The organism is Arthrobacter sp. MMS24-S77, from assembly GCF_054888235.1.
In genome coordinates this window covers 3,475,748-3,498,485 of sequence record NZ_JBTZRN010000001.1, presented here as the reverse complement: position 1 = coordinate 3,498,485, position 22,738 = coordinate 3,475,748, and the positions used below count along the sequence as shown (strand labels likewise).

Sequence of the window (22,738 nt, the reverse complement as noted above, 5' to 3'; positions counted from 1 at the left end):
AAGAAGAACCCCGTCACTTCGGTGGCGGGGTTCTTCTTTGCTATGGTTTATCTATCGAATGGATAAATCGTGCGGGCGAATCGGGTTGCTTAGCGCGGCTTCGCCCACCCTGGACAGGAGAGCAGCATGTTCGGCTTCTTTGGCACCATACTTGCACTGGCCGTCGGCTTCCTGATCGCCCTGGTGTCCTATTCCGCAGGGAAATCGAAAGGACGCGCGCTTTTCGTACGCGCCCGCCAACAGGTGGTGGAGGATTCCGACCGGCTGTATCGCTCAGGGTATTTGGCTGGTCACGTGGCAGGGTGGCGCGACGCCGAGGCCCGCCGCGGAACGGATCTTGCGGAGGGGCAGGCCTTCCGCCCGCAGGGTCCCGGCGGCACGCAACCTTTCCGGCCTGTTCCGGTCCAGACCGCTCCCATCGGGCCTATTCCTGCCCCGCCTGTTCCGGTCCCGCCTGTTCCGGTCCCGCCTGTTCCAGTCCCGCCCCAACCGCAACCAGTCCAGTCGCTCTCGCCTGAGGTGCTGCGCGCCGAGCAAGCGGCGCGTAAACAGAAGCGGGACCGGCAGAACATCAACATCACGCTGTACGTGGCAAGCCTCCTGCTGGTTGCCGCTTCAGCTCTGTTCATCGGCACCAGCCTCCCGTCCGTTCTCCGCTTTGCAGGCGTCTGGGCGATCACAGGGGCCTTTTACACGGCCGGTTTCATCCTCCACGCCAGGGCTCCCAGGCTACGGCCCGCTGCGATCGCCTTCGCCGGAACAGGGCTTGCCCTGATCCCTGTGACGGGTTTGGCAATGTACAACTTCGCCTTGAACAACGGTCCAGCCGCCTGGCTGGTCACGTCCTTGGTTGGCACGGCGGCCTATGTCGCCGCCGCCGTCCGCTTGGACAACAAGGTTCTTGCTTTCCTGTCCTTGAGTTTCGTTGTCTCCACGGCATGGTCCGGGGTGTCCATACTCGGTGGAGCGCTGGTCTGGTATTTCGCGTCGCTGATCGGAATTGCCGTACTCCTGACCCTCGTGGCCATGCGCATCCCGGGTTGGCTCCCGCGAATCTATGTCCAGCCGCTGATGGTATTGCACCCGTATGCCGTGCCGTTCGTGGCCCTCGCCGTGACCTTCGTTCCGCAACATCTGGGCAAGGGGGAGTACCCCCTGATCATGGTGATGTGTGGCCTGTATTTTGCCGTGATGGCCGCACTTCCGCAGGGCCGGTTCCGCCTTCAACAGTTCTATGGCGCGCGGCTTGCATTCACTGTGGCATTTCCGGCGGCGTTGTCCGACGCCGGGGCTGGGCTGCCCGAGGTGCTGCTGGCCGCCGTCGTTCTGCTGGCCATGCAGTCGCTATGGTCGGCATTCGGCGTCAGGCGCCTGACTCGTTGGTTCCCGGAGCCGAGTGAACCCCAGGCCGTCCAACGCTGCTGGATGGATGCCATAATGTGTTTCGGCCTTCAATTGGTAGCTACCTTCATGACGGCGTTGCTTATCCTGCTCCGCCACTCAGGGACACCCGTCGGGATCCCGCTGTTTGCCACTCTCCTGTGCGGTTTGATCCTGGCATGGAAGCTGGGAGGCCTCGCGGAGTGGCTCCCCGTGGCCGGGCTTGTAGTGGCTGCCCCGTTTGCCGATGAACTTGGCGGCGCTCCGACGGCGGCATTGTTGGCTACGGCGGGTGCGTATTGGCTGTTGAGGGCAACAAGGCCACTGGAAACCAAGCGCTTGGTCTTTGTCCTGGCAGGGCGAATTGCACTGACTTTCGCCGTTCCCGCCATGGTAGCGGGCGTGTTGGGGGACCACCCTGGCCGCACTGCCGCCGTCATTCTGGCGTTCCTTGCCGCGGTGACGATCCAGCTGCTGCTGGAAGCCGGGCTGATCCGCTCGGGGGTCAGAACTTTCGCGCCGACCGCCTGCCTGGTGGCCTTTGCCGGTGCCGGCATGGCGGTGATGCCTTTGCTTTTCCTGGTCGAGCGGACTCCCGGCCAGCCCATGGCAGTAGCGGCAATTTTGATTCATGTACTTGGCGCCATGCTGGTCAGCTCGATGTTGTTCCCGAAAGGCGTACGAAACCCTCCGCAGCGCGGAATCGTGGCCGAGTTCCTTGCGCCAGCGTCCATTGCTTGGGTGGGGGTCCTGTCTTTCGGTGGAGTATCCCTGGCCTTGGGAAATACGGTGTTGCTCGCCTCCGTGCTGTACTTCGCCGTCCAGGCGCGGCGTCTTCCGCACACGCTGCATCGACGCAGTTATTGGTGGGCCGCCCGCGCCCTCACGACCGTGTTCGCAGGTACGGGCTATCTGCAATTGCTGCAGGATGAAGGCGGGCTGGTGTTGGCGGGGGAGATTGTTCAGCTTGCCACAGTTGTCTTCGTTGCATTGGCCCTCCAGCTGATTCCGCCCCTTGCAGAGGCGGTCCGTGGCCCTGATCGAGGTCTCGCGACGCTCGACGCTGCCGTGGTGTTGCCGTTCATGGCTGGCGCCGCCGCCGTCGTGAGCATCTCCGGAACGTACTTCGACAGCTCCGTAACTGATAGCTGGCAAGCGGGTGCGGTCGCACTTCTCATGGCGGCGTCGGCTGTGGTTGCTGGGTTCATGCTGCGGTCGGAGACCGCGTCAGCGGTCTTCGCACCGGCGGCGCTGGGGTTGCTGCTGGTGCTTCGCGGTGGGCACCTCCATGAGGTTGAGGCGTTGCTCGCCATCTTCGCTGGGTTTGCCGCGGTCATGGTGGCCGCGGCTCAAGGGCCGAGCGCCAAGGGCATCTACTTCATGGCCGCCCGGATTCTCACGGCGGTCCTGGCAGCTGTTTTTGCCCACGACGTCACCACCTCAGCCACGGTGGTTTCGCTAACCTTCGCGGGCGTCTTGGTGGTACAGCACATGATCCGCTGGCTCATGCGGAACCGCTTGCAGCAGATTCCTTTCCAACAGGCAGCCGTGTGGGTGACGCTTGCCGCCCAAGCGGCGTTGCCGGCAAGCTACCTGCTTCAGCCGCAAGCTCACGACGGCGGTCGCTGGGTTCCGCTGGTTGAGCTGGCCCTGCTGCTGGTCTCCGCCGTCGTCGCGAATCGGATCTTCGCTGCGCGAGGTGCTGCATATCTTGCCATTCCGGCGACAATTGCTTTGGTGGTGACGGCAGGAACCCACGTGTCTTTCCTTGCTGGTACATGGCTCGCGGAACCTCTCCTGGGCCCGGTAGCGGCGCCCCTCGTGCTGCTCACCCTGGCGCTCCTGGTGACCGCGGGAAGATTGCTGATCCAACCGGGAACTGGAGTTCCCGAACATTGGTTCTGGCTGGCGGCAGCCCTATCATTTGCCGGGGCCGGCGGACTGCTGTCCGTCGACGAATCGGACAGCATGATGGGAATGGCGGGACTTGCACTGGCGGTGATTTGTTTCGTGGCCTCGCACGTTGAGGGAATGCCCGGCTTCTATCCGCTTGCTTCGGCCGCGAGCGTCGTCGGTGCCACGGTATTCGCCGATTCGGTCTTCGGTGAGTCTCAGATCCCGGGCAGACTGGGGCCCCATGGGAGGCATTCCTGCCGTGGCTCGTGGGCTGCGCGGGGGCGGCCGCTGCACTCTACGCGGCGCGCTGGTCCAGGATCCTGGGCATCGGAGCGCAGCCGGTGCGCAGGTTGTCGCTGGCGATCGCGGCTGGAGGGGGATTTGCGCTGGCTGCCGGTGCCGGTTTGCTGCACGATGACACCGCGTTGGCTGGCACCGGCCTGCTTGGCGCTGCCGTGGCCGTTGCTTGCTTTGAGGTTCCCCGGGCCATCCGGTTCACTGTCGCCGAGTTTGGTTCGGTGCTGATGCTTGCGGCCGTCGAGCGGGCGGTCCTCTTCGCCCAAGGAGCCAGGCCTGAGATCTTTTGGGTGCTGCAGTGGTTCGTGGTCCTCGGCGCCGTTTTGGCAGGGTTGCGCTACTACACAGGAAGCGGCCTGGATGGACGCATCAGGGTTGGACTCGCTGCAGGCTTGTTGTCCCTCGGCGGCCTGCTTTCGATAGTCCCGGGCACCGCTTTTTCGGGCACTGTTTTTTCGGGCACTGTGCCGCAGCAACTTTGGGTTCTCGTGGGACACACGGTACTGCTGCTTACCGGCCTGCTCCTGGCCGAGCGCAAATTCGTATGGTGGGGTGCCGTGGGTGTTGCCCTCAGCGTCATGTGGGCCCTCCGTTCCTACGCCTTCGCAATGCTGGCGGTGCTCGCCTTGGCGTTGATTGCCTTGGCCGTCTGGCGCCTCAACAGGGCCGCGCCCTGATAGCGTTGCACCCAAAGGAGGAATGCGGAATGGGATGGCTCATTTTTCTGATCGTGGTTGTCGTAGTGGTGGTTGGGATCTTCTGGGGAAGGAAGTACTTCCGCCGCGAGATCGACCGTGCCAAGCGCATCAACCGGGCGAACAAGAAAGACTGATTTAGCACGATCGGTCTACGAAAATCGACAGTCGATCAACCTTGGCGAGCCCTGCTTAAGGACCGGTACCAATAGAACGAGTCCTTGGGGGTTCTTTCGAGGGTATCGAAGTCCACGTGCACCAGCCCGAACCGCTGGGAGTATCCGGCGGCCCATTCGAAGTTGTCCAGCAACGTCCACACGTAGTAACCAAGAAGTTCCACGTCGTGGGCGATCCCGCCGGGGGCGGTTGCCCTCAATGCCTGGCCAAGGTGCGAAGCAAGGTAACTGATGCGGTCGGAGTCGTGAACAGGACCCGGCGAGTGGTCCGGCTCCGGGAAACTCGCACCGCTTTCTGTGATGAACAGGGGAGGTAGGGCCGCCCCGTAGCGGTCTTTCAGCTCCCGCAGCAGGATTCCTAGGTGTTCGGGAGCCACTGGCCAACCAAATCCCGTGGTTTCGTACTCGGGAAAGGCCGCCAGATGGAACGGCAGCTTGGCCATCATGTCGGAGTTGCTGCCGGCCGAACTTCCAGCGCCGCGGCCAGCGGCGACCTTGATGGGGTAGTAATAGTTCACGCCGTAGAAATCCAGCGGCTGGTGGATGGTCTTGAGGTCCTCCTCCCGGACTTTGCCCAGGGCCCGGAACCAAGGTTTCACTTGCAGCGGCGGCTTCGGATATCTCCCCAAGAGGATGGGATCGGCATATACCCGGTTGAAGATGAGGTCGAAGGCCTTCGCCATGAGACGGTCCGTGAGTCGCTTACTCGCAGGCTGGACTGGCGAGTGCACGTTGGCAACGCCAACAGTTCCCGCAACGCCGGCGGCACGTAAGGCCTGGACAGCCAATCCATGCCCCAACAACTGATGGTGGGCAGCGGGCAAGGCATCGAAGAGCAGCCGCCTGCCGGGAGCATGGACGCCAAGGGCATAGCCTTGCAAAGCGACCGAAACGGGCTCATTCAAGGTGACCCACTGCGCCACGCGGTCGCCGAAGCGGCCCGCGGCCGCAGCGGAATATTCGGCGAACCGTTCCGCCGTCGCACGATTCAACCAGCCGCCGTCGTGCTCCAACGGCAGGGGAGTATCCCAATGGTAGAGGGTCACCATAGGGGAGATCCCGGCCTTAAGGAGCTTGTCGATCAGGCGGTCATAGAAGTCCAAGCCCTGCTGGTTGATGGGTCCCTTGCCGCTCGGTTGGATCCGCGGCCAGGAGAGGGAGAACCGGTAGGAATCCACACCCAGGTCCTGCATGAGGGCAATGTCCTCGTCCGTCCGGTTATAGTGGTCGCAGGCGACGGCGGGGGAGTGGCCGTCGACGATCGCCCCAGGCTTCTCGGCGAACGCATCCCAACTGGATGGTCCCCGTCCGTCCGCCGTGAGCGAGCCCTCGATCTGGAAGGCCGCCGCGGCGACGCCCAAGGTGAAGCCCGGCCGGAGGCGGCTCGCAAGATCCTCCACCGTGGCAGTATCTTGGACGGTCATCCCCCTATCATCCTGACGGCCGGAGACTATGGCAATGGTCTCCGGGAGCCCAATTGGCTTATGCCGGGGAATTCCGGCATACTAGGTGAGTTGTTCAAGCGCTTCTTCGCGTCCCGATCCGGATAATGCCGGATGTCAGGGTCCAAGCTGGAGCCCAAACATAACCCAGATCCCCAAAGGAATGCGGACGAGTTTGCGTGGAAATCGCGACACGCCCGACCGCGGGGGTCGGTTACACCGGCAAGTTGAGGAACCCGGATCCCTCCGGATTCAGCTTGTGCGGCGGGTGGTAGTACTACTTCAAATGCTTCGGCAGCCACATACAACACGTAAGTGAACAGGGCAGCCTTTATTCGAGGGCAGCACAGACTGAAAGAGAGTCAGGCGACATGGCGGGACAAAAAATCCGCATCCGGCTGAAGTCATATGACCACGAGGTCATTGATGTTTCAGCGCGGAAGATCGTTGAGACGGTCACGCGCGCAGGCGCAACGGTAGTAGGCCCCGTGCCGCTGCCGACGGAGAAGAACGTGTACTGCGTTATCCGCTCTCCCCACAAGTACAAGGACAGCCGTGAGCACTTTGAAATGCGTACTCACAAGCGTCTGATCGACATCATCGACCCCACGCCCAAGGCTGTCGACTCGCTTATGCGTCTCGACCTGCCGGCCGACGTGAACATCGAAATCAAGCTGTAGGGAGGTGCTGAGAAAACTATGACCGCAACCCGTAACGTAAAGGGCCTGCTGGGCACGAAGCTCGGCATGACCCAGGTCTGGGACGAGAACAACAAGCTCATCCCGGTAACTGTCGTCCAGGCTGACTCCAACGTCATCACCCAGCTGCGCAACGCAGAGACCGATGGCTATGTCGCCGTTCAGATCGGCTACGGCCAGATCGATCCCCGCAAGGTCACCAAGCCGCTGGCTGGTCACTTTGAAAAGGCTGGCGTAACTCCTCGCCGCCACGTCGTCGAACTGCGCACTGCAGACGCCGCGTCTTACGAACTGGGCCAGGAGCTTTCTGTTGAGCTCTTCGAAGCCGGTCAGAAGATCGACGTCGTCGGCACCAGCAAGGGTAAAGGCTTCGCCGGTGTTATGAAGCGTCACGGCTTCCACGGTGTTGGAGCCTCCCACGGTGCGCACAAGAACCACCGCAAGCCCGGTTCCATCGGTGGCGCATCCACCCCGAGCCGCGTCTTCAAGGGTCTGAAAATGGCCGGCCGCATGGGCGCAGAACGTCACACCACGCTGAACCTCACGGTTCACGCTGTTGACGTTGAGAAGTCGCTGCTCCTTATCAAGGGTGCCGTCCCCGGTGCCCGCGGCCAGGTCGTCCTCGTACGCACCGCCGTGAAGGGAGCCTAGTTCAATGACTAGCACTGTCAAGGTAGACCTGCCTGCAGAGATCTTCGACGTCCAGACCAACGTGCCGCTGCTGCACCAGGTCGTCGTCGCACAGCTCGCTGCTGCTCGCCAGGGTACCCACAAGACCAAGACCCGCGCCGAAGTTTCCGGTGCTGGCCGCAAGCCGTTCAAGCAGAAGGGCACCGGCCGCGCCCGTCAGGGTTCCATCCGGGCTCCTCACATGACCGGTGGTGGCATTGTCCACGGCCCGACGCCGCGTGACTACAGCCAGCGCACCCCCAAGAAGATGAAGGCTGCCGCACTGCGTGGCGCCCTGTCTGACCGCGCCCGTAACGGTCGCATCCACGTCATTGCTGACCTGGTCTCCGGCACCAAGCCGTCCTCCAAGGAAGCACTGGCCGCGCTGAAGGCAGTCTCCGAGCGCAAGAACCTGCTCGTTGTCATCGAGCGCGCCAACGATGTTGCGGCACTGTCCGTGCGCAACCTCGCAGATGTTCACGTTCTGTACGCAGACCAGCTGAACACCTACGACGTGCTGGTCGCCGACGACGTGGTCTTCACCAAGGCTGCTTTCGAGGCTTTCATCGCTGACAAGGCAAAGAACGAGGAGGATGCCAAGTGAGTGCAGCCACCATCAAAGACCCGCGCGACGTCGTCATTGCACCCGTCGTTTCGGAAAAGAGCTACGGCCTGATCGACGAGGGCAAGTACACCTTCCTGGTGGACCCCCGCTCGAACAAGACCGAGATCAAGCTGGCCGTGGAGAAGATTTTCTCCGTCAAGGTCGAATCGATCAACACCATCAACCGTGCCGGTAAGCGCAAGCGCACCAAATTCGGATGGGGTCAGCGCAAGAGCACCAAGCGTGCGATTGTCACCCTCAAAGAAGGCACTATCGACATCTTCGGCGGTCCGCTCGCGTAGCGGAGACCACTTTAACGAGGAAATGAATTATGGGAATCCGTAAATACAAGCCGACTACCCCGGGCCGTCGCGGCTCGAGCGTAGCCGACTTCTCCGAAATCACGCGATCGACTCCGGAAAAGTCGTTGCTGCGTCCGCTGCACAAGACTGGCGGCCGTAACAACACCGGTAAGATCACTACCCGTCACAAGGGTGGTGGCCACAAGCGCCAGTACCGTCTGATCGACTTCCGTCGTCACGACAAGGACGGCGTCAACGCCCGCGTTGCCGAAATCGAGTACGATCCGAACCGCACGGCTCGCATCGCCCTCCTGCACTACGTTGATGGCACCAAGCGTTACATCATCGCCCCGAACAAGCTGTCCCAGGGTGACTTCGTCGAGGCTGGCCCCGACGCTGACATCAAGCCGGGCAACAACCTGCCGCTGCGCAACATCCCGGTCGGTACCACCATCCACGCAGTTGAACTGCGTCCGGGTGGCGGCGCCAAGATGGCCCGTTCCGCAGGTGCTTCGGTTCAGCTCGTCGCCAAGGAAGGCCGTTTCGCCCAGCTGCGTCTGCCCTCCGGTGAAATCCGCAACGTTGACGTGCGCTGCCGCGCAACCGTCGGCGAGGTCGGCAACGCCGAGCAGTCGAACATCAACTGGGGTAAGGCCGGCCGTATGCGCTGGAAGGGCGTTCGCCCGACAGTCCGTGGTGTCGCGATGAACCCGGTTGACCACCCGCACGGTGGTGGCGAGGGTAAGACGTCCGGTGGACGTCACCCCGTCAACCCGAACGGTAAGCGTGAAGGCCGCACCCGCCGCCCCAACAAAGAGAGCGACAAGCTTATTGTGCGTCGCCGTCGTACTGGCAAGAACAAGCGATAGGAGCCTGGACACATGCCACGCAGCCTGAAAAAAGGTCCTTTCGTTGACCAGCACCTCTTTGTAAAGGTAGCCAGGGAAAACGAAAAGGGCACCAAGAACGTCATCAAGACCTGGTCCCGCCGTTCGATGATCGTCCCCGACATGCTCGGCCACACGATCGCCGTGCACGACGGACGCAAGCACATTCCGGTGTTTGTCACCGAGTCGATGGTCGGGCACAAGCTCGGCGAATTCGCTCCCACGCGGACATTCCGCGGCCATGTCAAGGACGACCGTAAGGGCAAGCGCCGCTAGGCGCCTGCACTTACGTCAAAGACGAGAGAAGGAAAGCAATGGAAGCCAAGGCAATTGCGCGTCACATCCGCGTAACGCCTATGAAGGCCCGGCGCGTCGTCAACCTTGTTCGTGGTAAGCAAGCGAACGAGGCTCTGGCAATTCTGAAGTTCGCCGAACAGGCAGCTTCGGAGCCGGTATTCAAGGTAGTTCAGTCGGCAATGGCAAACGCACGGGTCCTCGCGGACCGCGATGGCGTTGCCTTTGACGAAGGAGACCTCTACATCAGCGAAGCGTTTGTTGATGAAGGCCCGACCATGAAGCGGTTCCAGCCGCGAGCTCAGGGTCGCGCATTTCAGATCAAGAAGCGCACGAGCCACATCACCGTGGTAGTCGCTACCCCGGAGAAAGAGGAGGCTCGCTAAGTGGGACAGAAAGTAAACCCGCACGGGTTCCGACTCGGCATCACCACCGATCACGTATCGCACTGGTTTGCTGACAGCACGAAGGCTGGCCAGCGGTACAAGGACTTCGTTCGCGAAGACATCCGTATCCGCCAGCTCATGTCCACGGGCATGGAGCGCGCTGGTATTGCCAAGGTCGAAATCGAGCGCACCCGTGATCGTGTCCGCGTGGACATCCACACGGCTCGCCCGGGCATCGTCATCGGCCGCCGCGGCGCAGAAGCGGACCGCATTCGCGGCGAGCTCGAAAAGCTCACCGGCAAGCAGGTCCAGCTGAACATCCTCGAGGTCAAGAACCCCGAGATGGAAGCCCAGCTTGTTGCCCAGGGCGTTGCTGAGCAGCTGACTTCCCGTGTGGCTTTCCGCCGTGCGATGAAGAAGGCAATGCAGTCCGCACAGCGCGCGGGTGCCAAGGGTATCCGTATCGCTTGCTCGGGTCGACTGGGTGGCGCAGAAATGTCCCGCTCGGAGTTCTACCGCGAAGGCCGTGTGCCCCTGCACACCCTGCGTGCGAACATCGACTACGGCTTCTACGAGGCCAAGACCACCTTCGGCCGTATCGGCGTGAAGGTCTGGATCTACAAGGGCGACGTCACCGCCAAGGAACTGGCTCAGCAGGCAGCTGCTGCTCCGTCCCGGGGCCGCGGTCCCAGCGACCGCCCGGGCCGCCCGGGTGGCGCAGACCGTGGTGACCGCCGTCGTCGTACCGACCGTCCGGCAGCCGACGCAGCACCTGTTGCTGCAGAGGCTCCGGCAGCTGAAGCTGCTGCTCCCGCGGCAGAAGGAGGACAGGCTTAAATGCTTATCCCACGTCGAGTCAAGCACCGTAAGCAGCACCACCCGGGTCGTTCCGGCGCTGCAACGGGCGGCACCAAGGTCACTTTCGGTGAGTACGGCATCCAGGCCCTGAGCCCGGCCTACGTCACGAACCGTCAGATCGAGTCCGCCCGTATCGCGATGACCCGCCACATCAAGCGTGGCGGCAAGGTCTGGATCAACATTTATCCGGACCGTCCGCTGACGAAGAAGCCAGCCGAAACCCGCATGGGTTCCGGTAAGGGTTCTCCGGAATGGTGGGTCGCAAACGTCAAGCCGGGCCGCGTTCTCTTCGAGCTCGCCGGTGTCAATGAAGAGGTAGCTCGCGAGGCACTGCGCCTGGCAATCCACAAGCTGCCGTTGAAGGCACGCATTGTGCGTCGCGAAGGTGGTGAATAGAAATGGCAGTAGGGTCGAAGGATCTCGCACCCGCACAGCTGGACGGTTTCGACAACGAGCGTCTCGTTGAAGAACTCCGCAAGTCCAAGGAAGAGCTGTTCAACCTGCGTTTCCAGTCCGCCACCGGACAGCTGGAGAACCACGGTCGTCTGCGCGCGGTAAAGAAGGACATCGCACGTATCTACACCGTTCTCCGTGAGCGCGAGCTGGGCATTCGTGCCGAGGTTGCCGCACCGGTTGTGGAAGCCAAGGAAGAAAAGAAGTCCAAGAAGGCAGAAGCCAAGGCTGAAAAGGCCGAAGCCGAGGCTGGAGAGGACGCCAAGTGAGCGAACAGAAGGAAACTGTGACGGAAGCAGCAGCCAGCGCTGAACAGCGCGGTTACCGTAAGACGCGTCGCGGCTACGTTGTCTCTGACAAGATGGAAAAGACCATCGTTGTTCAGGTTGAAGACCGCGTGAAGCACGCTCTGTACGGCAAGGTCATTCGCCGCACCTCGAAGATCAAGGCTCACGACGAGCAGAACACCGCCGGCATCGGCGACCTCGTTCTGATCTCTGAGACCCGCCCGCTCTCCGCTACCAAGCGGTGGCGCCTGGTCGAGATCCTCGAAAAGGCTAAGTAATCCCGCGCCGGGCTTTGTGCCCGGCAGCGATATGGATTGGCAGGAAGGCCCGTATTCCGGAAGGAATGCGGGCCTTCCCGCGTTTCGGTCCCTAGCATGAAACGTGCTAGGATGTTGAGTTTGTATGGCGCCAGTTGTGCGTCAACAACCACCTCGTAAACAATCGTGCCGCGGCATACTGCCCCGCGCAGTTATTTCCGCAAGGGAAGCTGATGCTGGCGGCACGGGAGTTTAGGCTTGCACTGGCAAAATCCAGGCAGGTCAAGAGACACCCCGATCAACCGTTCCGCAAGGCTCATTCCGTATGCTCCATTTCGGTCTGAGAACCGGCGCGACGCAAGGAGTAAAAATTGATTCAGCAGGAGTCGCGACTGAAGGTCGCCGACAACACGGGTGCTAAGGAAATCCTTACCATTCGCGTTCTCGGCGGATCCGGCCGTCGCTACGCAGGCATTGGCGACGTCATCGTCGCAACCGTCAAGGACGCTATTCCGGGCGGCAACGTAAAGAAGGGTGACGTCGTCAAGGCTGTCATCGTTCGTACCAAGAAGGAACGCCGCCGTGCGGATGGTTCCTACATCAAGTTTGACGAGAACGCAGCTGTGATTCTGAAGAACGACGGTGACCCCCGCGGTACCCGTATCTTCGGCCCGGTTGGTCGTGAACTCCGTGACAAGAAGTTCATGAAGATCGTTTCGCTGGCTCCGGAGGTGCTGTAACCCATGGGTGCAAAGATCAAGAAGGGTGACCTGGTTCAGGTCATCACCGGCGCCAAGCAGGAACGTGGCGGCGACCGTGGGAAGCAGGGCAAGGTTCTGCGCGTGTTCACCGAGACCAACCGCGTCCTGGTGGAAGGCGTCAACCGCGTCACCAAGCACACCAAGGTCGGTCAGTCGCAGCGCGGCACCAAGACCGGTGGCATCGAGGTCGTTGAGGCCCCGATCCACGTCTCCAACGTTGCTCTTGTTGACCCCTCGACCAAGAAGCCGACCCGCGTTGGTTTCCGTCTCGAGACCGTTGAGAAGGACGGCGTCTCCAAGACCGTCCGTATCCGCGTGTCCAAGGCATCCGGGAAGGACATCCAATGACTGAGACTCTCGAGACTCCAGTGAAGATCGTTCCGCGTCTGAAGACGAAGTACGCCGATTCCATCAAGCAGACCTTGGTTGATGAATTCAAGTACGAGAACGTGAACCAGGTTCCCCGCCTGGTGAAGGTTGTTGTGAACATGGGTGTTGGAGATGCCGCCAAGGACTCCAAGCTGATCGACGGCGCTGTCCGCGACCTCACCCTGATCACCGGCCAGAAGCCGCAGGTAACCAAGGCCCGCAAGTCCATTGCTCAGTTCAAGCTGCGCGAAGGCATGCCCATCGGTGCTCACGCAACTCTGCGTGGAGACCGTATGTGGGAATTCGTGGACCGCCTCGTGTCCCTCGCCCTGCCCCGTATCCGCGACTTCCGCGGCCTCAACGGCAAGCAGTTCGACGGCAACGGCAACTACACCTTCGGTCTGACCGAGCAGGTTATGTTCCACGAAATCGACCAGGACTCCATCGACCGCGTTCGCGGTATGGACATCACGGTTGTCACCACTGCAAAGACCGATGACGAAGGCCGCGCGCTGCTCAAGGCACTTGGCTTCCCGTTCAAATCCGAAGACTAATAACTACGTAGTAGGTCCGGCCGCGGCTGTTTGAACAGCCAACGCGGAAACCATTACGAGGAAGGGCAAGAGCCCAAATGACTATGACAGATCCTGTCGCAGACATGCTTACGCGTCTGCGCAACGCCAACTCGGCATACCACGACACCGTGAGCATGCCGTACAGCAAGCTCAAGGCACGCGTTGCCGACATCCTGAAGGCAGAAGGCTACATCGCTGCCTGGAAGGAAGAGGAAGCCGAAGTCGGCAAGAAGCTGACCATCGACCTCAAGTTCGGTCCGAACCGCGAGCGTTCGATCGCTGGTGTCCGCCGCATTTCCAAGCCTGGTCTCCGCGTTTACGCGAAGTCCACCAACCTGCCTCACGTGCTGGGTGGCCTGGGTATCGCAATCCTGTCCACCTCTTCCGGCCTCCTGACTGACAAGCAGGCCGGCAAGAAGGGCGTGGGCGGCGAAGTCCTCGCGTACGTCTGGTAACGGGAAAGGAAGAGAATAATGTCACGTATTGGACGTCTCCCCATCACCGTTCCTGCCGGCGTTGAAGTTAAGGTTGATGGCTCTGTCATCAACGTCAAGGGCACCAAGGGCGAGCTGAGCCACACTGTAGCCAGCCCGATCGAGGTCACCCTGGACGAGAGCACCTTGACTGTCACCCGCCCGAACGACGAGCGCGCTTCGCGTTCCCTGCACGGCCTGACCCGCACCCTGATCGCCAACATGATCGAGGGCGTCACCAAGGGCTACGAGAAGAAGCTTGAAATCGTAGGCACCGGTTACCGCGTACAGGCCAAGGGTTCTGACCTTGAGTTCGCTCTCGGCTTCAGCCACCCGGTCAATGTCTCCGCTCCGGAAGGCATCACCTTCACGGTGGAGGGGCCGACCAAGCTCTCCGTCGCTGGTATCTCCAAGCAGCAGGTCGGCGAGGTTGCTGCCAACATTCGCAAGCTGCGCAAGCCCGACCCCTACAAGGGCAAGGGTGTCCGTTACGCCGGCGAAGTTATCCGCCGCAAGGTCGGAAAGGCTGGTAAGTAAACCATGGCCATCGCAATTAACAAGAAGCGTACGAACAAGAGCAAGTCTGCTGCACGCAGTCGTCGCCAGCTTCGTATCCGCAAGCGCATCACCGGCACGGCTGTTCGTCCTCGTCTGGTCGTCAACCGCTCCGCACGCCACATCTTCGTCCAGGTTGTCGATGACAGCAAGGGTGTAACCGTGGCTTCCGCTTCCACGCTGGAAGCTGACCTTCGTGCACTCGATGGCGACAAGACTGCCAAGGCCAAGCGCGTCGGCGAGCTCGTTGCAGAGCGTGCCAAGGCTGCAGGCATCGAAGCTGTTGTCTTCGACCGCGGTGGTAACAAGTACCACGGCCGCATCGCCGCCGTCGCTGACGGTGCACGCGAAGGTGGGCTGGCACTGTGACCGTTGAGAATAACGAAAAGGACATTCAGGTGACTGAAGCTGCAGCTGCTGAGGCAACTGAGACCGCTGCTGCCACCGACGACCGCCGTGGCGGCCGTCGTGGCGAGCGTGGTGACCGTGGCCAGGGCCGCGGCGACCGTGGTGGCCGTGGTGGCCGCGACGGCGGTCGCGAGGCCGAGAAGAGCCAGTTCGTAGAGCGCGTTGTAACCATCAACCGTGTTGCCAAGGTCGTCAAGGGTGGTCGTCGCTTCAGCTTCACCGCCCTGGTCGTCGTCGGTGACGGTAACGGCTTGGTTGGCGTTGGCTACGGCAAGGCCAAGGAAGTTCCGGCAGCTATCGCAAAGGGCGTTGAAGAGGCTAAGAAGTCCTTCTTCCGCGTTCCCCGCGTTGGCAACAGCATCCCGCACCGCGTGCAGGGTGAGGCCGCAGCAGGCGTTGTCATGCTGCGTCCGGCTTCCCCGGGTACCGGTGTTATCGCCGGTGGTCCGGTCCGCGCGGTACTGGAATGCGTCGGTATCCACGACGTTCTTTCCAAGTCGCTCGGTTCCTCGAACGCCATCAACATCGTTCACGCGACTGTTGACGCCCTGAAGCGACTGGAAGAGCCCGCTTCCGTGGCAGCCCGCCGTGGCCTGCCGCTGGACGAGGTTGCTCCTCCTGCTCTGGTGCGCGCACTCCAGAACCAGAAGGCAGGTGTCTAGTCATGGCTAAGAACCTGACTCCCTCCGACGCACAGTTGGAGATCACCCAGATCAAGGGCGTCATCGGCGCCAAGCAGAACCAGCGTGAAACCCTGCGGTCCCTCGGCCTCAAGCGCATCGGACACACTGTTGTCCGTACCGCTGATGCCGTGACCGTTGGAATGCTCAACACGGTTCCGCACCTCGTGAATGTAGAGGAGGCGAAGTAATGGCTGAGAACAAAACCGCCGCAGAGGCTGCTGACAAGCAGAACACTCTGAAGGTCCACCACCTGCGTCCCGCCCCTGGTGCCAAGACTGCCAAGACCCGTGTTGGTCGTGGTGAAGGCTCCAAGGGTAAGACCGCCGGTCGCGGTACCAAGGGTACGAAGGCCCGCTACCAGGTCAAGGCTGGCTTTGCCGGCGGCCAGTTGCCGCTGCACATGCGCCTGCCGAAGCTTCGCGGCTTCAAGAACCCGTTCCGGGTTGAGTTCCAGGTTGTTAACCTGGACAAGCTCAACGAGCTGTTCCCGGAAGGTGGCGTTGTCACGGTTGAGTCCCTGGTTGAGAAGGGTGCCGTTCGCAAGAACCAGCCCGTGAAGGTGCTGGGCACCGGCGACATCACCGTCAAGGTTGACGTCACCGCCCACGCTTTCTCTTCCAGCGCAGCTGAAAAGATTGCAGCAGCAGGCGGAACCACCACAGCCCTCTAAGGGCTCAGGGTCGATCGTCAGTTGTGAATCGACTCCCGGTGTGGGGGCTTCGGCCCCCCGCGCCGGGAGTTTTTCGTGTGGCGCGACCCCCTCGATTGTTCGCATGGCGTATCAAGCCGTTAGACTCGGGTGTTGGGTTTCAATGACCCCTTCGACACCCTTGGACTTTTAACTCAGGAGGACGCTTGCTAAGCGCATTCGGCCGGGCATTTCGGACGCCTGATCTGCGACGCAAGTTGTTGTTCACGCTGGGAATCATCACAATCTTCCGCTTGGGCGCTTTTATCCCCTCGCCTGGTGTGAGCTACCAAAATGTTCAGCAATGTTTGTCAAGCAATCAGGACCAGGGCGGCCTCTACCAGCTCGTCAACCTGTTCAGCGGTGGTGCACTGCTGCAGGTTTCGATCTTTGCCCTGGGGATCATGCCGTACATCACGGCCAGCATCATCGTGCAGTTGCTCCGCGTGGTCATTCCGCGGTTCCAGCAGCTGTACGAAGAAGGTGCCTCGGGCCAGTCGAAGCTGACGCAATACACGCGCTATCTGACCATTGCGCTGGGTCTGTTGAACGCCACTACCTTGGTCTCCCTGGCCCGCTCCGGGCAGTTGCTGCCCAACTGCCAGTTGCCGATCATCCCGGACACCAGCATTATCGCCACGATTCTTGTGGTCATCACGCTGACGGCAGGTACGGGCCTCATCATGTGGATGGGCGAACTGGTCACCGAGAAGGGCGTGGGCAACGGTATGTCCCTGCTCATCTTCACCTCCATCGCGGCCGGCTTCCCGACCTCCCTGGGTGCCATCTGGCGTTCCAAGGGCCCGGGCACCTTCTTCACCGTGTTGGCCATCGGCCTGGTGACCGTCGCACTCGTAGTGTTTGTGGAGCAGTCCCAGCGGCGCATTCCGGTCCAGTACGCCAAGCGCATGATCGGCCGGCGGACTGTGGGTGGCACCAGTACCTACATCCCCATCAAGGTGAACATGGCCGGCGTCGTGCCCGTCATCTTTGCTTCCTCAATGCTCTACCTGCCCGGACTGATTGCTCAGTTCAACCGGCCCAAGGCGGGAGAGGCATTGGCCCCATGGGTTGAGTGGATCAACAACAACCTCACCCGTGGCGACCACCCCATCTACATGGCGTTGTACTTCGTCATGATTGTGTTCTTCACGTACTTCTACGTCGCGATCACCTTCAACCCTGAAGAGGTCTCGGACAACATGAAGAAGTACGGCGGGTTCATTCCGGGCATCCGGGCGGGTAAACCGACCGCGGACTACCTGCAGTACGTGCTTTCCAGAATCACCCTCCCCGGTGCCCTCTACCTGGGCTTCGTGGCGTTGATTCCGCTGGTTGCGCTCGTCCTGATCAACGCCAACCAGAACTTCCCGTTCGGTGGCACGTCAATTCTGATCATGGTGGGTGTGGGCCTTGAAACCGTCAAGCAGATTGATGCGCAGCTACAACAACGTCACTACGAAGGGCTTTTGCGATGACGAGAATGCTGATCATTGGACCTCCGGGTTCGGGCAAGGGAACCCAGGCTGAGCGGATTTCCGCACGCTTGGGCGTAGTCGCCATTTCCACGGGCGACATCTTCCGTGCAAACGTCAAGGGCGAAACCCCCCTGGGTATCGAAGCCAAGAAGTACATGGACGCCGGCGATTTCGTTCCGGACAGCGTGACCAACAAGATGGTCCGTGACCGCCTGAGCGAAGGCGACGTCGAAAACGGCTTCCTGCTTGACGGTTACCCGCGCACCACCGCCCAGGTGGAATACCTGGACCAGATCCTCGCCGACACCGAAGAGAAGCTCGACGTCGTGCTTCAGCTGACGGCCGACGACGAGGAACTTGTTTCGCGCTTGCTGGGACGCGCCAAGGAGACCGGGCGCTCGGACGACAACGAAGCTGTCATCCGCCACCGCCTGGACCTTTACCACGAGCAAACGGAAGCCGTAGTAGCCAAGTACGCCGAACGTGGCATCCTGACAAAGGTTGATGGCATTGGCGGCATCGACGAGGTCACTGACCGCGTGTTGCTGGCCATCGAGGCGGCCAAGGCGGTTTAGTCCCGCCCGTTGTGATGAAAAGGGTGTGTCCGGCGCCATGAGCGCGGGACACACCCTTTTCTGTTCCCCTGTACGCGTACCGAAACCAGGGATGCTTCCTGGAACGATCCCAGGGCCGGTTTCGAACTGGGTCGCTGATGCGGGAAAATAGGGAAAGACTTGGGACCGATCAGATCCCGCAGCACACCACAAGAGGAGACCATGGCGTTCGGCCAGCCCCGCATCGAATACAAGACCAACGAGCAAATGCGCAAGATGCACGACGCCGGATTGGTCCTCAGCAGCGCCCTCGACGCGGCCGTTGGGGCTGCGAAACCGGGTGTCACCACGCGGGAGATCGACGCCGTCTTCGCGGCGGTTCTGATCGACGCCGGAGCGAAGTCGAACTTCCTCGGATACCACGGCTTCCCTGCCACCATCTGCACCTCCGTCAACGAGGAAGTAGTCCACGGCATCCCCGGTGACCGCGTCCTGCAGGACGGGGACATTATTTCGATTGATGGCGGGGCGATTGTTGATGGTTGGCACTCCGACTCCGCAAGGACGGTGATAGTCGGCACTGCCGACCCTGAAGACCAGCGGCTCTCGGACGTCACCCAGGCTGCGATGTGGCGTGGAATCGCCGCTTTGGCCAAGGGCAAGTTCGTCGGCGACATCGGCAACGCCGTGGACGACTACGTCTCATCCGTGCCGGGAAAGCCGCTGGGCATCCTGGAAGACTACGTAGGACACGGTATCGGTTCCGAGATGCACATGGCCCCTGACGTGTTGAACTATCGCACCACCCATCGGGGCCCCAAGATCCGGCCGGGATTGTGCCTCGCCATCGAACCCATGCTGGTCCGTGGCGGCATCGAAACCGCGACCCTCGACGACGACTGGACCGTGGTGACCACCGACGGCAAGCGCTCGTGCCAATGGGAGCACTCCGTCGCCGTCCACGAAAAGGGCATCTGGGTGCTTTCCGCCCCCGACGGCGGCGCAGAGCAACTGGTGCCGCTCGGCGTCGTGCCTGTCCCGATTCCCTGACCCCGCTACGGAAAATCCCTGGCGACACCGGGATTCGGAAATTCCGGTGTCGCCAGGGATTTTGTGTGTCGGAGGAGTTGTTGCCTCAGCTCTTGAGCTTGGGCTTCACGTCCTTGGTGTAGATGCCCTCAAGGGTCTTTTTGAGGTCCGTCATGGTGGTCTTCACATCGCCTTGTTGGGTCATGATCTTCGCCGCGGCCTTTGCCATTTCCTGGTCAGCGCCGGGCAGGAAGACGCGGGCGTTGTCCTGCACCTTGGTTGCCGCCAACTGGTCCATGGCCGTTTTGATCTGCGGCGTTTTCGCGAGGACTGCCGTCATGTCCGCGGAAACCCTCGTGGGCATGTAGCCGGTGGCAGCGGAGAACGCAGCGGTGTTTTCCGGTTCGGTCATGAACTTCAGGAAGGTCGCCGCGGCGAGCTGTTCCTCCTTGCTGATTCCGCTCGGGATGCCGAGGCCGGCTCCACCGGTGGGGCAGACACCGCTGGCCACCTTGGGGCCGCCCGGAAGGAAGCCGACGCCCACGTTGAACTTGGCAGACTTGAGGACACCTAGCAAAGAGCCGGTGGAGGAGATCGTGGCGGATGCGATGCCGGCGGCAAAGTCGTCACCTGCGTCCTTGGATGAAACGCCGGCCCACTTGTCCTTGTAGATCGAGTCTTGAACCCATTGCAGGGCGGTGACGGATTCGGTGGAATCGCACGTGATATCCCAGTCCTTGGACCACCCTCCGCCCCAGCCCCAGAGGTTGTTCTGGAGGGTCCATCCTGCGTATCCAGCCAGGGCGGGGTACATGTAGGCGTACTGGGCGCCTGAGACGGCCTTGAGCTTCGGGGCCCAGCCGGCGAATTCTTCCCAGGTGGCCGGTGCGCGGTCCGGTAGGCCCGCCGCCTTGAAGTGGTCCTTGTTGTAGTAGAACAACGGGGTGGATCGGCCGTAGGGGAGCGCCCACTGCTTACCGCCGTACTGGTAGTCGCTGACCAGTGACTTCTGGAAATCATCCACCTTGATCCCGAGCTGCTTCACGAGGCCATCGAGCGGGATGATGTTGCCGTTGGAGAAGTAGCGGAACCACCACACGTCGGAGAGAACCACCAGGGCCGGCAAGCCAGTCTTCGCCGCCTGCGAGGTTTGGAACTTCTGGGCGATTTCTTCGTAGTTGGCACCTGCCGTTACGAGGTTCACCTTGATGTCAGGGAACTTGGCTTGGAACTTATCAATGATCGACTTCTCGACATCTTGGGACTGGCCAGGGTGGTTGGTCCAGAAATCGATCTTGGCTGCGGGCTTGACCCCGGTGAAGTCCAACTCGGTCGATGCGTTGGAGGTTCCGGAGCTTGCCGTGGATGGGCCGCCGCATGCTGCCAGTGCGGCGGCGCCGACTCCCAGGCCGGCGAGCCCCAGGAAGTTCCTTCGATCAAGATTTATTGCCATGGTTGGTCCTCTCAAGGATTCAAAGGTGGTGAGATTTGTTAGGACAATGCGTCCAGGCCATGCTTGAGCCAGGCCGCGGGTTGGTCGTGCATAGGGTGGTGCAGGCGGCTAGCCGGTGACGCTGCCCTGGGTGAGGCCAGCGACGATGTAGCGCTGCAAGGCGGCGAACACCAGAAGAATGGGAATGATCACCAAGACTGCTCCGGCCATGAGGATGCCCCAGCCCGCACCATTGCTTTCAGAGTTCTGCAGGAGGGTCAGGCCGACCGGAAGGGTCATGGTTTCCGGCCGGTCCGTGATGATCAGGGGCCAGATGTAGTCGTTCCATTCGCTGACCACGGTCACCAAGGCGACTGTTGCGATTGACGGCACGGAAACCGGAACGATGATTTGCCACAGGCGACGCCAGTGGCCTGCGCCGTCGATCTCGGCGGCTTCCAGGATGGATCCGGGAAGAGTCAGGAAATGCTGGCGGAGGAGGAAGGTGCCGAAGGCAGTACCCAGTCCAGGGAGGATGATGCCCCAGAGGGTGTTCTTGCCGCCCATCCCGGCGATCAAGATGTAGTTCGGCAGGATGGAAACCTGGGCCGGGACCATCAGCGCCACAAGAATGAGGACGAAAATCACATTCTTGAACGGGAATCGGACAAAGACCAGAGCGTAGGCGGTCAGGACGGCAAGGACCACTTTGACGGTAGCGCCAACCACGGTGACGATCAGGCTGTTGAGGAAGAACTGAGCGAAGGGCACGGTGGTCATGGCGGTTCGGTAGGTGTCCAGGTTCAGGCCTTGCGGGAGGATCTTCAGATCGGTGGTCACGATCTCGCCCGGCTGCTTGAAGGAGCTGAGTACCATCCACAGCAAGGGCACCACAACAACGAGGGTGGCCAAGATGAGGGGGACGTAACCGCCGGCCACTGTCTTGACAAGGTTGGCGCGGGAGAAAGGGCGTTCCTGGATAGCTGTGATGCTCATGAGTAGTGGACCTTCCGCTCAACGAACCGCAACTGGACCACCGTGATGACCAACAGGATGGCGAACAGGACCACGGAGATCGAGGCCGAGTAGCCTGCGCGGTTGTAGGCGCCGAACGCCTGGAGGTAGGCCTCGTAGATCAACGTACTGGTGCCGTTGCCCAAGGGGGTCATGATCCGGATCAAATCGAATGCCTGCAAAGAACTGATCATGGTGGTGATCAGTAGGAAAAAGGTTGTGGGAGACAGGAGCGGCAGGGAGACGTTCAGGAAGCGACGGAAACCGTTTGCGCCGTCGAGGGCAGCAGCTTCCATGACGTCTTTCGGTAGGGACTGCAATCCTGCCAGGTAGACCACAGCGCAGTATCCGAGGTTCTTCCAGACGTAAACGATGATGACCATCACCAGGGAGAGCTGGGGATCGTTGATCCACTGGGGGCTCTGTTGTCCAAGGCCGCGCAGGATCCAGGCGAGGACACCGTATCCGGGATCGAAGATGAAGAGCCACACCAAACCGACGCCCACGCCGGAGAGAACGTAGGGGGCGAAGACGGCCGAACGGGCGAAGGTCGTGCCGTGGACCTTGGAGTTCAGGGCAAGAGAAACCAGCAATCCCAAGAACATGGATCCACCAACGGTGATGAGTGTGAAGACAGCCGTTGTGCCAAGGACCTTGCCTGCGTCCTCGCTCGTGAAGAACGTGACGTAGTTGTCCAAGCCCACAACGGTGGCCGACGCGGAACCGAGGGTCCAATCGAGGGTGGAGTAGTAGATGTTGTTGATCAGCGGCCAATACGTAAAGACGGCGATCAAGATGAGATTCGGCAGGGCCAGCGCCAGGAACACAAAGAAGTCCCGGCGTGTCCGGCCGGTCCAGCGCGGTCGGCGCAGCGGCACAGACTGGGCGGCTTCTTGAACGGGCCGCCTTTGCGTGAGTTGTGGAGTCATGAGGGTCTCTAACGGTTTGCAGATGACGGGGCGCGCCAGATTCGGATTGTCGAGTCGAGGGGCGGCTAGTTTTACCTCACCACACGGGAGGCCCTGTCAAGTCAAAAAAAGAGCCGACTCCCGGATTGTTGTACAAGCCTTCCGCGCTCGTTTACGAGATGTTTCGTGGCGGGTTGGGCAGAGTTCGTTTTTGAGGCACCACTACCGTT

Annotated in this window: 30 protein-coding genes; 26 read left to right on the top strand and 4 right to left on the bottom strand. The window is 61.3% G+C overall.

Annotation, left to right across the window (positions count from 1 at the left end):
* Nucleotides 1-126: 126 nt before the first annotated feature.
* The 3 genes from ACX5I4_RS16045 to ACX5I4_RS16035 are packed head-to-tail and all read left to right on the top strand — an operon-like array spanning nt 127 to nt 4,405.
* Nucleotides 127-3,801 carry a hypothetical protein gene (locus ACX5I4_RS16045; RefSeq protein ID WP_461837509.1) on the top strand — a complete coding sequence of 1,225 codons (3,675 nt, stop codon included), beginning with the start codon at nt 127-129 and terminating at the stop codon, nt 3,799-3,801.
* Nucleotides 3,795-4,250, top strand: coding sequence for a hypothetical protein (locus tag ACX5I4_RS16040; RefSeq protein ID WP_461837508.1), 456 nt, complete (start codon nt 3,795-3,797; stop codon nt 4,248-4,250). The genes ACX5I4_RS16045 and ACX5I4_RS16040 overlap by 7 nt, the downstream gene beginning before the upstream one ends.
* 29 nt (nt 4,251-4,279) lie before the next feature.
* The gene (locus ACX5I4_RS16035; RefSeq protein ID WP_461837507.1) at nt 4,280-4,405 is read left to right on the top strand and encodes a hypothetical protein; all 126 of its coding nucleotides are present in this window, start codon (nt 4,280-4,282) and stop codon (nt 4,403-4,405) included.
* A 35-nt stretch (nt 4,406-4,440) separates the two neighbouring features.
* Here the strand turns inward: ACX5I4_RS16035 and ACX5I4_RS16030 are convergent, their stop codons facing one another.
* Complete coding sequence (locus ACX5I4_RS16030) at nt 4,441-5,868, bottom strand: GH1 family beta-glucosidase (RefSeq protein WP_461837506.1); 1,428 nt, start codon at nt 5,866-5,868, stop codon at nt 4,441-4,443.
* 389 nt (nt 5,869-6,257) lie between these two features.
* On the opposite strand from ACX5I4_RS16030, the gene rpsJ reads away from it, so the two are divergent.
* From rpsJ to map, 23 genes are all read left to right on the top strand, one after another.
* A complete protein-coding gene (rpsJ, locus tag ACX5I4_RS16025; RefSeq protein ID WP_003803825.1) occupies nt 6,258-6,566 on the top strand; it encodes a 30S ribosomal protein S10 in 309 nt (102 codons plus the stop codon).
* An 18-nt stretch (nt 6,567-6,584) separates the two neighbouring features.
* The gene (gene rplC, locus ACX5I4_RS16020; RefSeq protein ID WP_028265107.1) at nt 6,585-7,235 is read left to right on the top strand and encodes a 50S ribosomal protein L3; all 651 of its coding nucleotides are present in this window, start codon (nt 6,585-6,587) and stop codon (nt 7,233-7,235) included.
* A gap of 4 nt (nt 7,236-7,239) precedes the next feature.
* Nucleotides 7,240-7,857: a 50S ribosomal protein L4 gene (rplD, locus tag ACX5I4_RS16015; protein ID WP_461837505.1), complete on the top strand. Its 618-nt coding sequence runs from the start codon at nt 7,240-7,242 to the stop codon at nt 7,855-7,857.
* On the top strand, nt 7,854-8,159 hold the full coding sequence (gene rplW / locus ACX5I4_RS16010; RefSeq protein WP_059387362.1) for a 50S ribosomal protein L23: 306 nt from the start codon (nt 7,854-7,856) through the stop codon (nt 8,157-8,159). The genes rplD and rplW overlap by 4 nt, the downstream gene beginning before the upstream one ends.
* A gap of 29 nt (nt 8,160-8,188) precedes the next feature.
* Nucleotides 8,189-9,028: a 50S ribosomal protein L2 gene (gene rplB, locus ACX5I4_RS16005; protein ID WP_028265104.1), complete on the top strand. Its 840-nt coding sequence runs from the start codon at nt 8,189-8,191 to the stop codon at nt 9,026-9,028.
* 12 nt (nt 9,029-9,040) lie between these two features.
* Nucleotides 9,041-9,322, top strand: a complete 282-nt coding sequence (gene rpsS / locus ACX5I4_RS16000) for a 30S ribosomal protein S19 (protein WP_018773666.1) — start codon at nt 9,041-9,043, stop codon at nt 9,320-9,322.
* A 38-nt stretch (nt 9,323-9,360) separates the two neighbouring features.
* On the top strand, nt 9,361-9,726 hold the full coding sequence (rplV, locus tag ACX5I4_RS15995; protein ID WP_028265103.1) for a 50S ribosomal protein L22: 366 nt from the start codon (nt 9,361-9,363) through the stop codon (nt 9,724-9,726).
* Nucleotides 9,727-10,563: a 30S ribosomal protein S3 gene (rpsC, locus tag ACX5I4_RS15990; protein ID WP_028265102.1), complete on the top strand. Its 837-nt coding sequence runs from the start codon at nt 9,727-9,729 to the stop codon at nt 10,561-10,563.
* Complete coding sequence (rplP, locus tag ACX5I4_RS15985; RefSeq protein WP_028265101.1) at nt 10,564-10,980, top strand: 50S ribosomal protein L16; 417 nt, start codon at nt 10,564-10,566, stop codon at nt 10,978-10,980.
* 2 nt (nt 10,981-10,982) lie between these two features.
* On the top strand, nt 10,983-11,306 hold the full coding sequence (gene rpmC, locus ACX5I4_RS15980; protein WP_059387364.1) for a 50S ribosomal protein L29: 324 nt from the start codon (nt 10,983-10,985) through the stop codon (nt 11,304-11,306).
* Nucleotides 11,303-11,602: a 30S ribosomal protein S17 gene (gene rpsQ / locus ACX5I4_RS15975; protein WP_059387365.1), complete on the top strand. Its 300-nt coding sequence runs from the start codon at nt 11,303-11,305 to the stop codon at nt 11,600-11,602. The genes rpmC and rpsQ overlap by 4 nt, the downstream gene beginning before the upstream one ends.
* Nucleotides 11,603-11,952: 350 nt before the next feature.
* Nucleotides 11,953-12,321, top strand: a complete 369-nt coding sequence (gene rplN, locus ACX5I4_RS15970) for a 50S ribosomal protein L14 (RefSeq protein WP_003803789.1) — start codon at nt 11,953-11,955, stop codon at nt 12,319-12,321.
* A gap of 3 nt (nt 12,322-12,324) precedes the next feature.
* Nucleotides 12,325-12,690 carry a 50S ribosomal protein L24 gene (gene rplX / locus ACX5I4_RS15965; protein ID WP_461837504.1) on the top strand — a complete coding sequence of 122 codons (366 nt, stop codon included), beginning with the start codon at nt 12,325-12,327 and terminating at the stop codon, nt 12,688-12,690.
* Entirely contained in the window at nt 12,687-13,265 is a 579-nt protein-coding gene (gene rplE / locus ACX5I4_RS15960; protein WP_461837503.1) for a 50S ribosomal protein L5, read from the top strand. The genes rplX and rplE overlap by 4 nt, the downstream gene beginning before the upstream one ends.
* A 77-nt stretch (nt 13,266-13,342) precedes the next feature.
* The gene (rpsH, locus tag ACX5I4_RS15955) at nt 13,343-13,741 is read left to right on the top strand and encodes a 30S ribosomal protein S8 (RefSeq protein WP_028265096.1); all 399 of its coding nucleotides are present in this window, start codon (nt 13,343-13,345) and stop codon (nt 13,739-13,741) included.
* An 18-nt stretch (nt 13,742-13,759) separates the two neighbouring features.
* A complete protein-coding gene (gene rplF / locus ACX5I4_RS15950; protein ID WP_059387368.1) occupies nt 13,760-14,296 on the top strand; it encodes a 50S ribosomal protein L6 in 537 nt (178 codons plus the stop codon).
* A gap of 3 nt (nt 14,297-14,299) precedes the next feature.
* Complete coding sequence (gene rplR / locus ACX5I4_RS15945) at nt 14,300-14,683, top strand: 50S ribosomal protein L18 (RefSeq protein ID WP_265979331.1); 384 nt, start codon at nt 14,300-14,302, stop codon at nt 14,681-14,683.
* A 29-nt stretch (nt 14,684-14,712) separates the two neighbouring features.
* Entirely contained in the window at nt 14,713-15,384 is a 672-nt protein-coding gene (gene rpsE / locus ACX5I4_RS15940) for a 30S ribosomal protein S5 (protein ID WP_461837502.1), read from the top strand.
* Nucleotides 15,385-15,386: 2 nt separating this feature from the next.
* Complete coding sequence (gene rpmD / locus ACX5I4_RS15935) at nt 15,387-15,593, top strand: 50S ribosomal protein L30 (RefSeq protein ID WP_059387371.1); 207 nt, start codon at nt 15,387-15,389, stop codon at nt 15,591-15,593.
* Nucleotides 15,593-16,075 carry a 50S ribosomal protein L15 gene (gene rplO, locus ACX5I4_RS15930; protein WP_184740612.1) on the top strand — a complete coding sequence of 161 codons (483 nt, stop codon included), beginning with the start codon at nt 15,593-15,595 and terminating at the stop codon, nt 16,073-16,075. Before rpmD ends, rplO begins: the two co-directional genes overlap by 1 nt.
* A 185-nt stretch (nt 16,076-16,260) precedes the next feature.
* Nucleotides 16,261-17,571, top strand: a complete 1,311-nt coding sequence (gene secY / locus ACX5I4_RS15925) for a preprotein translocase subunit SecY (RefSeq protein ID WP_461837501.1) — start codon at nt 16,261-16,263, stop codon at nt 17,569-17,571.
* A gap of 5 nt (nt 17,572-17,576) precedes the next feature.
* A complete protein-coding gene (locus tag ACX5I4_RS15920; RefSeq protein ID WP_461838753.1) occupies nt 17,577-18,146 on the top strand; it encodes an adenylate kinase in 570 nt (189 codons plus the stop codon).
* Between the two features lie 201 nt (nt 18,147-18,347).
* Entirely contained in the window at nt 18,348-19,175 is an 828-nt protein-coding gene (gene map / locus ACX5I4_RS15915; RefSeq protein WP_461838752.1) for a type I methionyl aminopeptidase, read from the top strand.
* Between the two features lie 85 nt (nt 19,176-19,260).
* Here map and ACX5I4_RS15910 read toward each other — a convergent pair whose 3' ends face one another.
* The 3 genes from ACX5I4_RS15910 to ACX5I4_RS15900 form a co-directional block, all read right to left on the bottom strand.
* Nucleotides 19,261-20,607 (bottom strand): ABC transporter substrate-binding protein, encoded by a 1,347-nt coding sequence (locus ACX5I4_RS15910; protein WP_461837500.1) that lies wholly within the window; start codon nt 20,605-20,607, stop codon nt 19,261-19,263.
* A gap of 108 nt (nt 20,608-20,715) precedes the next feature.
* Entirely contained in the window at nt 20,716-21,582 is an 867-nt protein-coding gene (locus ACX5I4_RS15905; RefSeq protein ID WP_461837499.1) for a carbohydrate ABC transporter permease, read from the bottom strand.
* Nucleotides 21,579-22,529, bottom strand: coding sequence for a carbohydrate ABC transporter permease (locus ACX5I4_RS15900; protein ID WP_461837498.1), 951 nt, complete (start codon nt 22,527-22,529; stop codon nt 21,579-21,581). The genes ACX5I4_RS15905 and ACX5I4_RS15900 overlap by 4 nt, the downstream gene beginning before the upstream one ends.
* Nucleotides 22,530-22,738: the final 209 nt, after the last annotated feature.

What these genes read in the sequence shown, in the direction of transcription:
- rplE (WP_461837503.1), top strand. Translation starts at nt 12,687, where the DNA reads ATGACTGAGACTCTCGAGACTCCAGTGAAGATCGTTCCGCGTCTGAAG.
- ACX5I4_RS15910 (WP_461837500.1), bottom strand. Translation starts at nt 20,607, where the DNA reads ATGGCAATAAATCTTGATCGAAGGAACTTCCTGGGGCTCGCCGGCCTG.
- rplF (WP_059387368.1), top strand. Translation starts at nt 13,760, where the DNA reads ATGTCACGTATTGGACGTCTCCCCATCACCGTTCCTGCCGGCGTTGAA.
- ACX5I4_RS15905 (WP_461837499.1), bottom strand. Translation starts at nt 21,582, where the DNA reads ATGAGCATCACAGCTATCCAGGAACGCCCTTTCTCCCGCGCCAACCTT.
- rpsH (WP_028265096.1), top strand. Translation starts at nt 13,343, where the DNA reads ATGACTATGACAGATCCTGTCGCAGACATGCTTACGCGTCTGCGCAAC.
- rpmD (WP_059387371.1), top strand. Translation starts at nt 15,387, where the DNA reads ATGGCTAAGAACCTGACTCCCTCCGACGCACAGTTGGAGATCACCCAG.
- rpmC (WP_059387364.1), top strand. Translation starts at nt 10,983, where the DNA reads ATGGCAGTAGGGTCGAAGGATCTCGCACCCGCACAGCTGGACGGTTTC.
- ACX5I4_RS15920 (WP_461838753.1), top strand. Translation starts at nt 17,577, where the DNA reads ATGCTGATCATTGGACCTCCGGGTTCGGGCAAGGGAACCCAGGCTGAG.
- rplO (WP_184740612.1), top strand. Translation starts at nt 15,593, where the DNA reads ATGGCTGAGAACAAAACCGCCGCAGAGGCTGCTGACAAGCAGAACACT.
- rpsJ (WP_003803825.1), top strand. Translation starts at nt 6,258, where the DNA reads ATGGCGGGACAAAAAATCCGCATCCGGCTGAAGTCATATGACCACGAG.
- rplR (WP_265979331.1), top strand. Translation starts at nt 14,300, where the DNA reads ATGGCCATCGCAATTAACAAGAAGCGTACGAACAAGAGCAAGTCTGCT.
- rplV (WP_028265103.1), top strand. Translation starts at nt 9,361, where the DNA reads ATGGAAGCCAAGGCAATTGCGCGTCACATCCGCGTAACGCCTATGAAG.
- ACX5I4_RS16035 (WP_461837507.1), top strand. Translation starts at nt 4,280, where the DNA reads ATGGGATGGCTCATTTTTCTGATCGTGGTTGTCGTAGTGGTGGTTGGG.
- ACX5I4_RS16045 (WP_461837509.1), top strand. Translation starts at nt 127, where the DNA reads ATGTTCGGCTTCTTTGGCACCATACTTGCACTGGCCGTCGGCTTCCTG.
- rplB (WP_028265104.1), top strand. Translation starts at nt 8,189, where the DNA reads ATGGGAATCCGTAAATACAAGCCGACTACCCCGGGCCGTCGCGGCTCG.
- ACX5I4_RS15900 (WP_461837498.1), bottom strand. Translation starts at nt 22,529, where the DNA reads ATGACTCCACAACTCACGCAAAGGCGGCCCGTTCAAGAAGCCGCCCAG.
- rplX (WP_461837504.1), top strand. Translation starts at nt 12,325, where the DNA reads ATGGGTGCAAAGATCAAGAAGGGTGACCTGGTTCAGGTCATCACCGGC.
- rplC (WP_028265107.1), top strand. Translation starts at nt 6,585, where the DNA reads ATGACCGCAACCCGTAACGTAAAGGGCCTGCTGGGCACGAAGCTCGGC.
- rplD (WP_461837505.1), top strand. Translation starts at nt 7,240, where the DNA reads ATGACTAGCACTGTCAAGGTAGACCTGCCTGCAGAGATCTTCGACGTC.
- map (WP_461838752.1), top strand. Translation starts at nt 18,348, where the DNA reads ATGGCGTTCGGCCAGCCCCGCATCGAATACAAGACCAACGAGCAAATG.
- ACX5I4_RS16030 (WP_461837506.1), bottom strand. Translation starts at nt 5,868, where the DNA reads ATGACCGTCCAAGATACTGCCACGGTGGAGGATCTTGCGAGCCGCCTC.
- rpsS (WP_018773666.1), top strand. Translation starts at nt 9,041, where the DNA reads ATGCCACGCAGCCTGAAAAAAGGTCCTTTCGTTGACCAGCACCTCTTT.
- rplP (WP_028265101.1), top strand. Translation starts at nt 10,564, where the DNA reads ATGCTTATCCCACGTCGAGTCAAGCACCGTAAGCAGCACCACCCGGGT.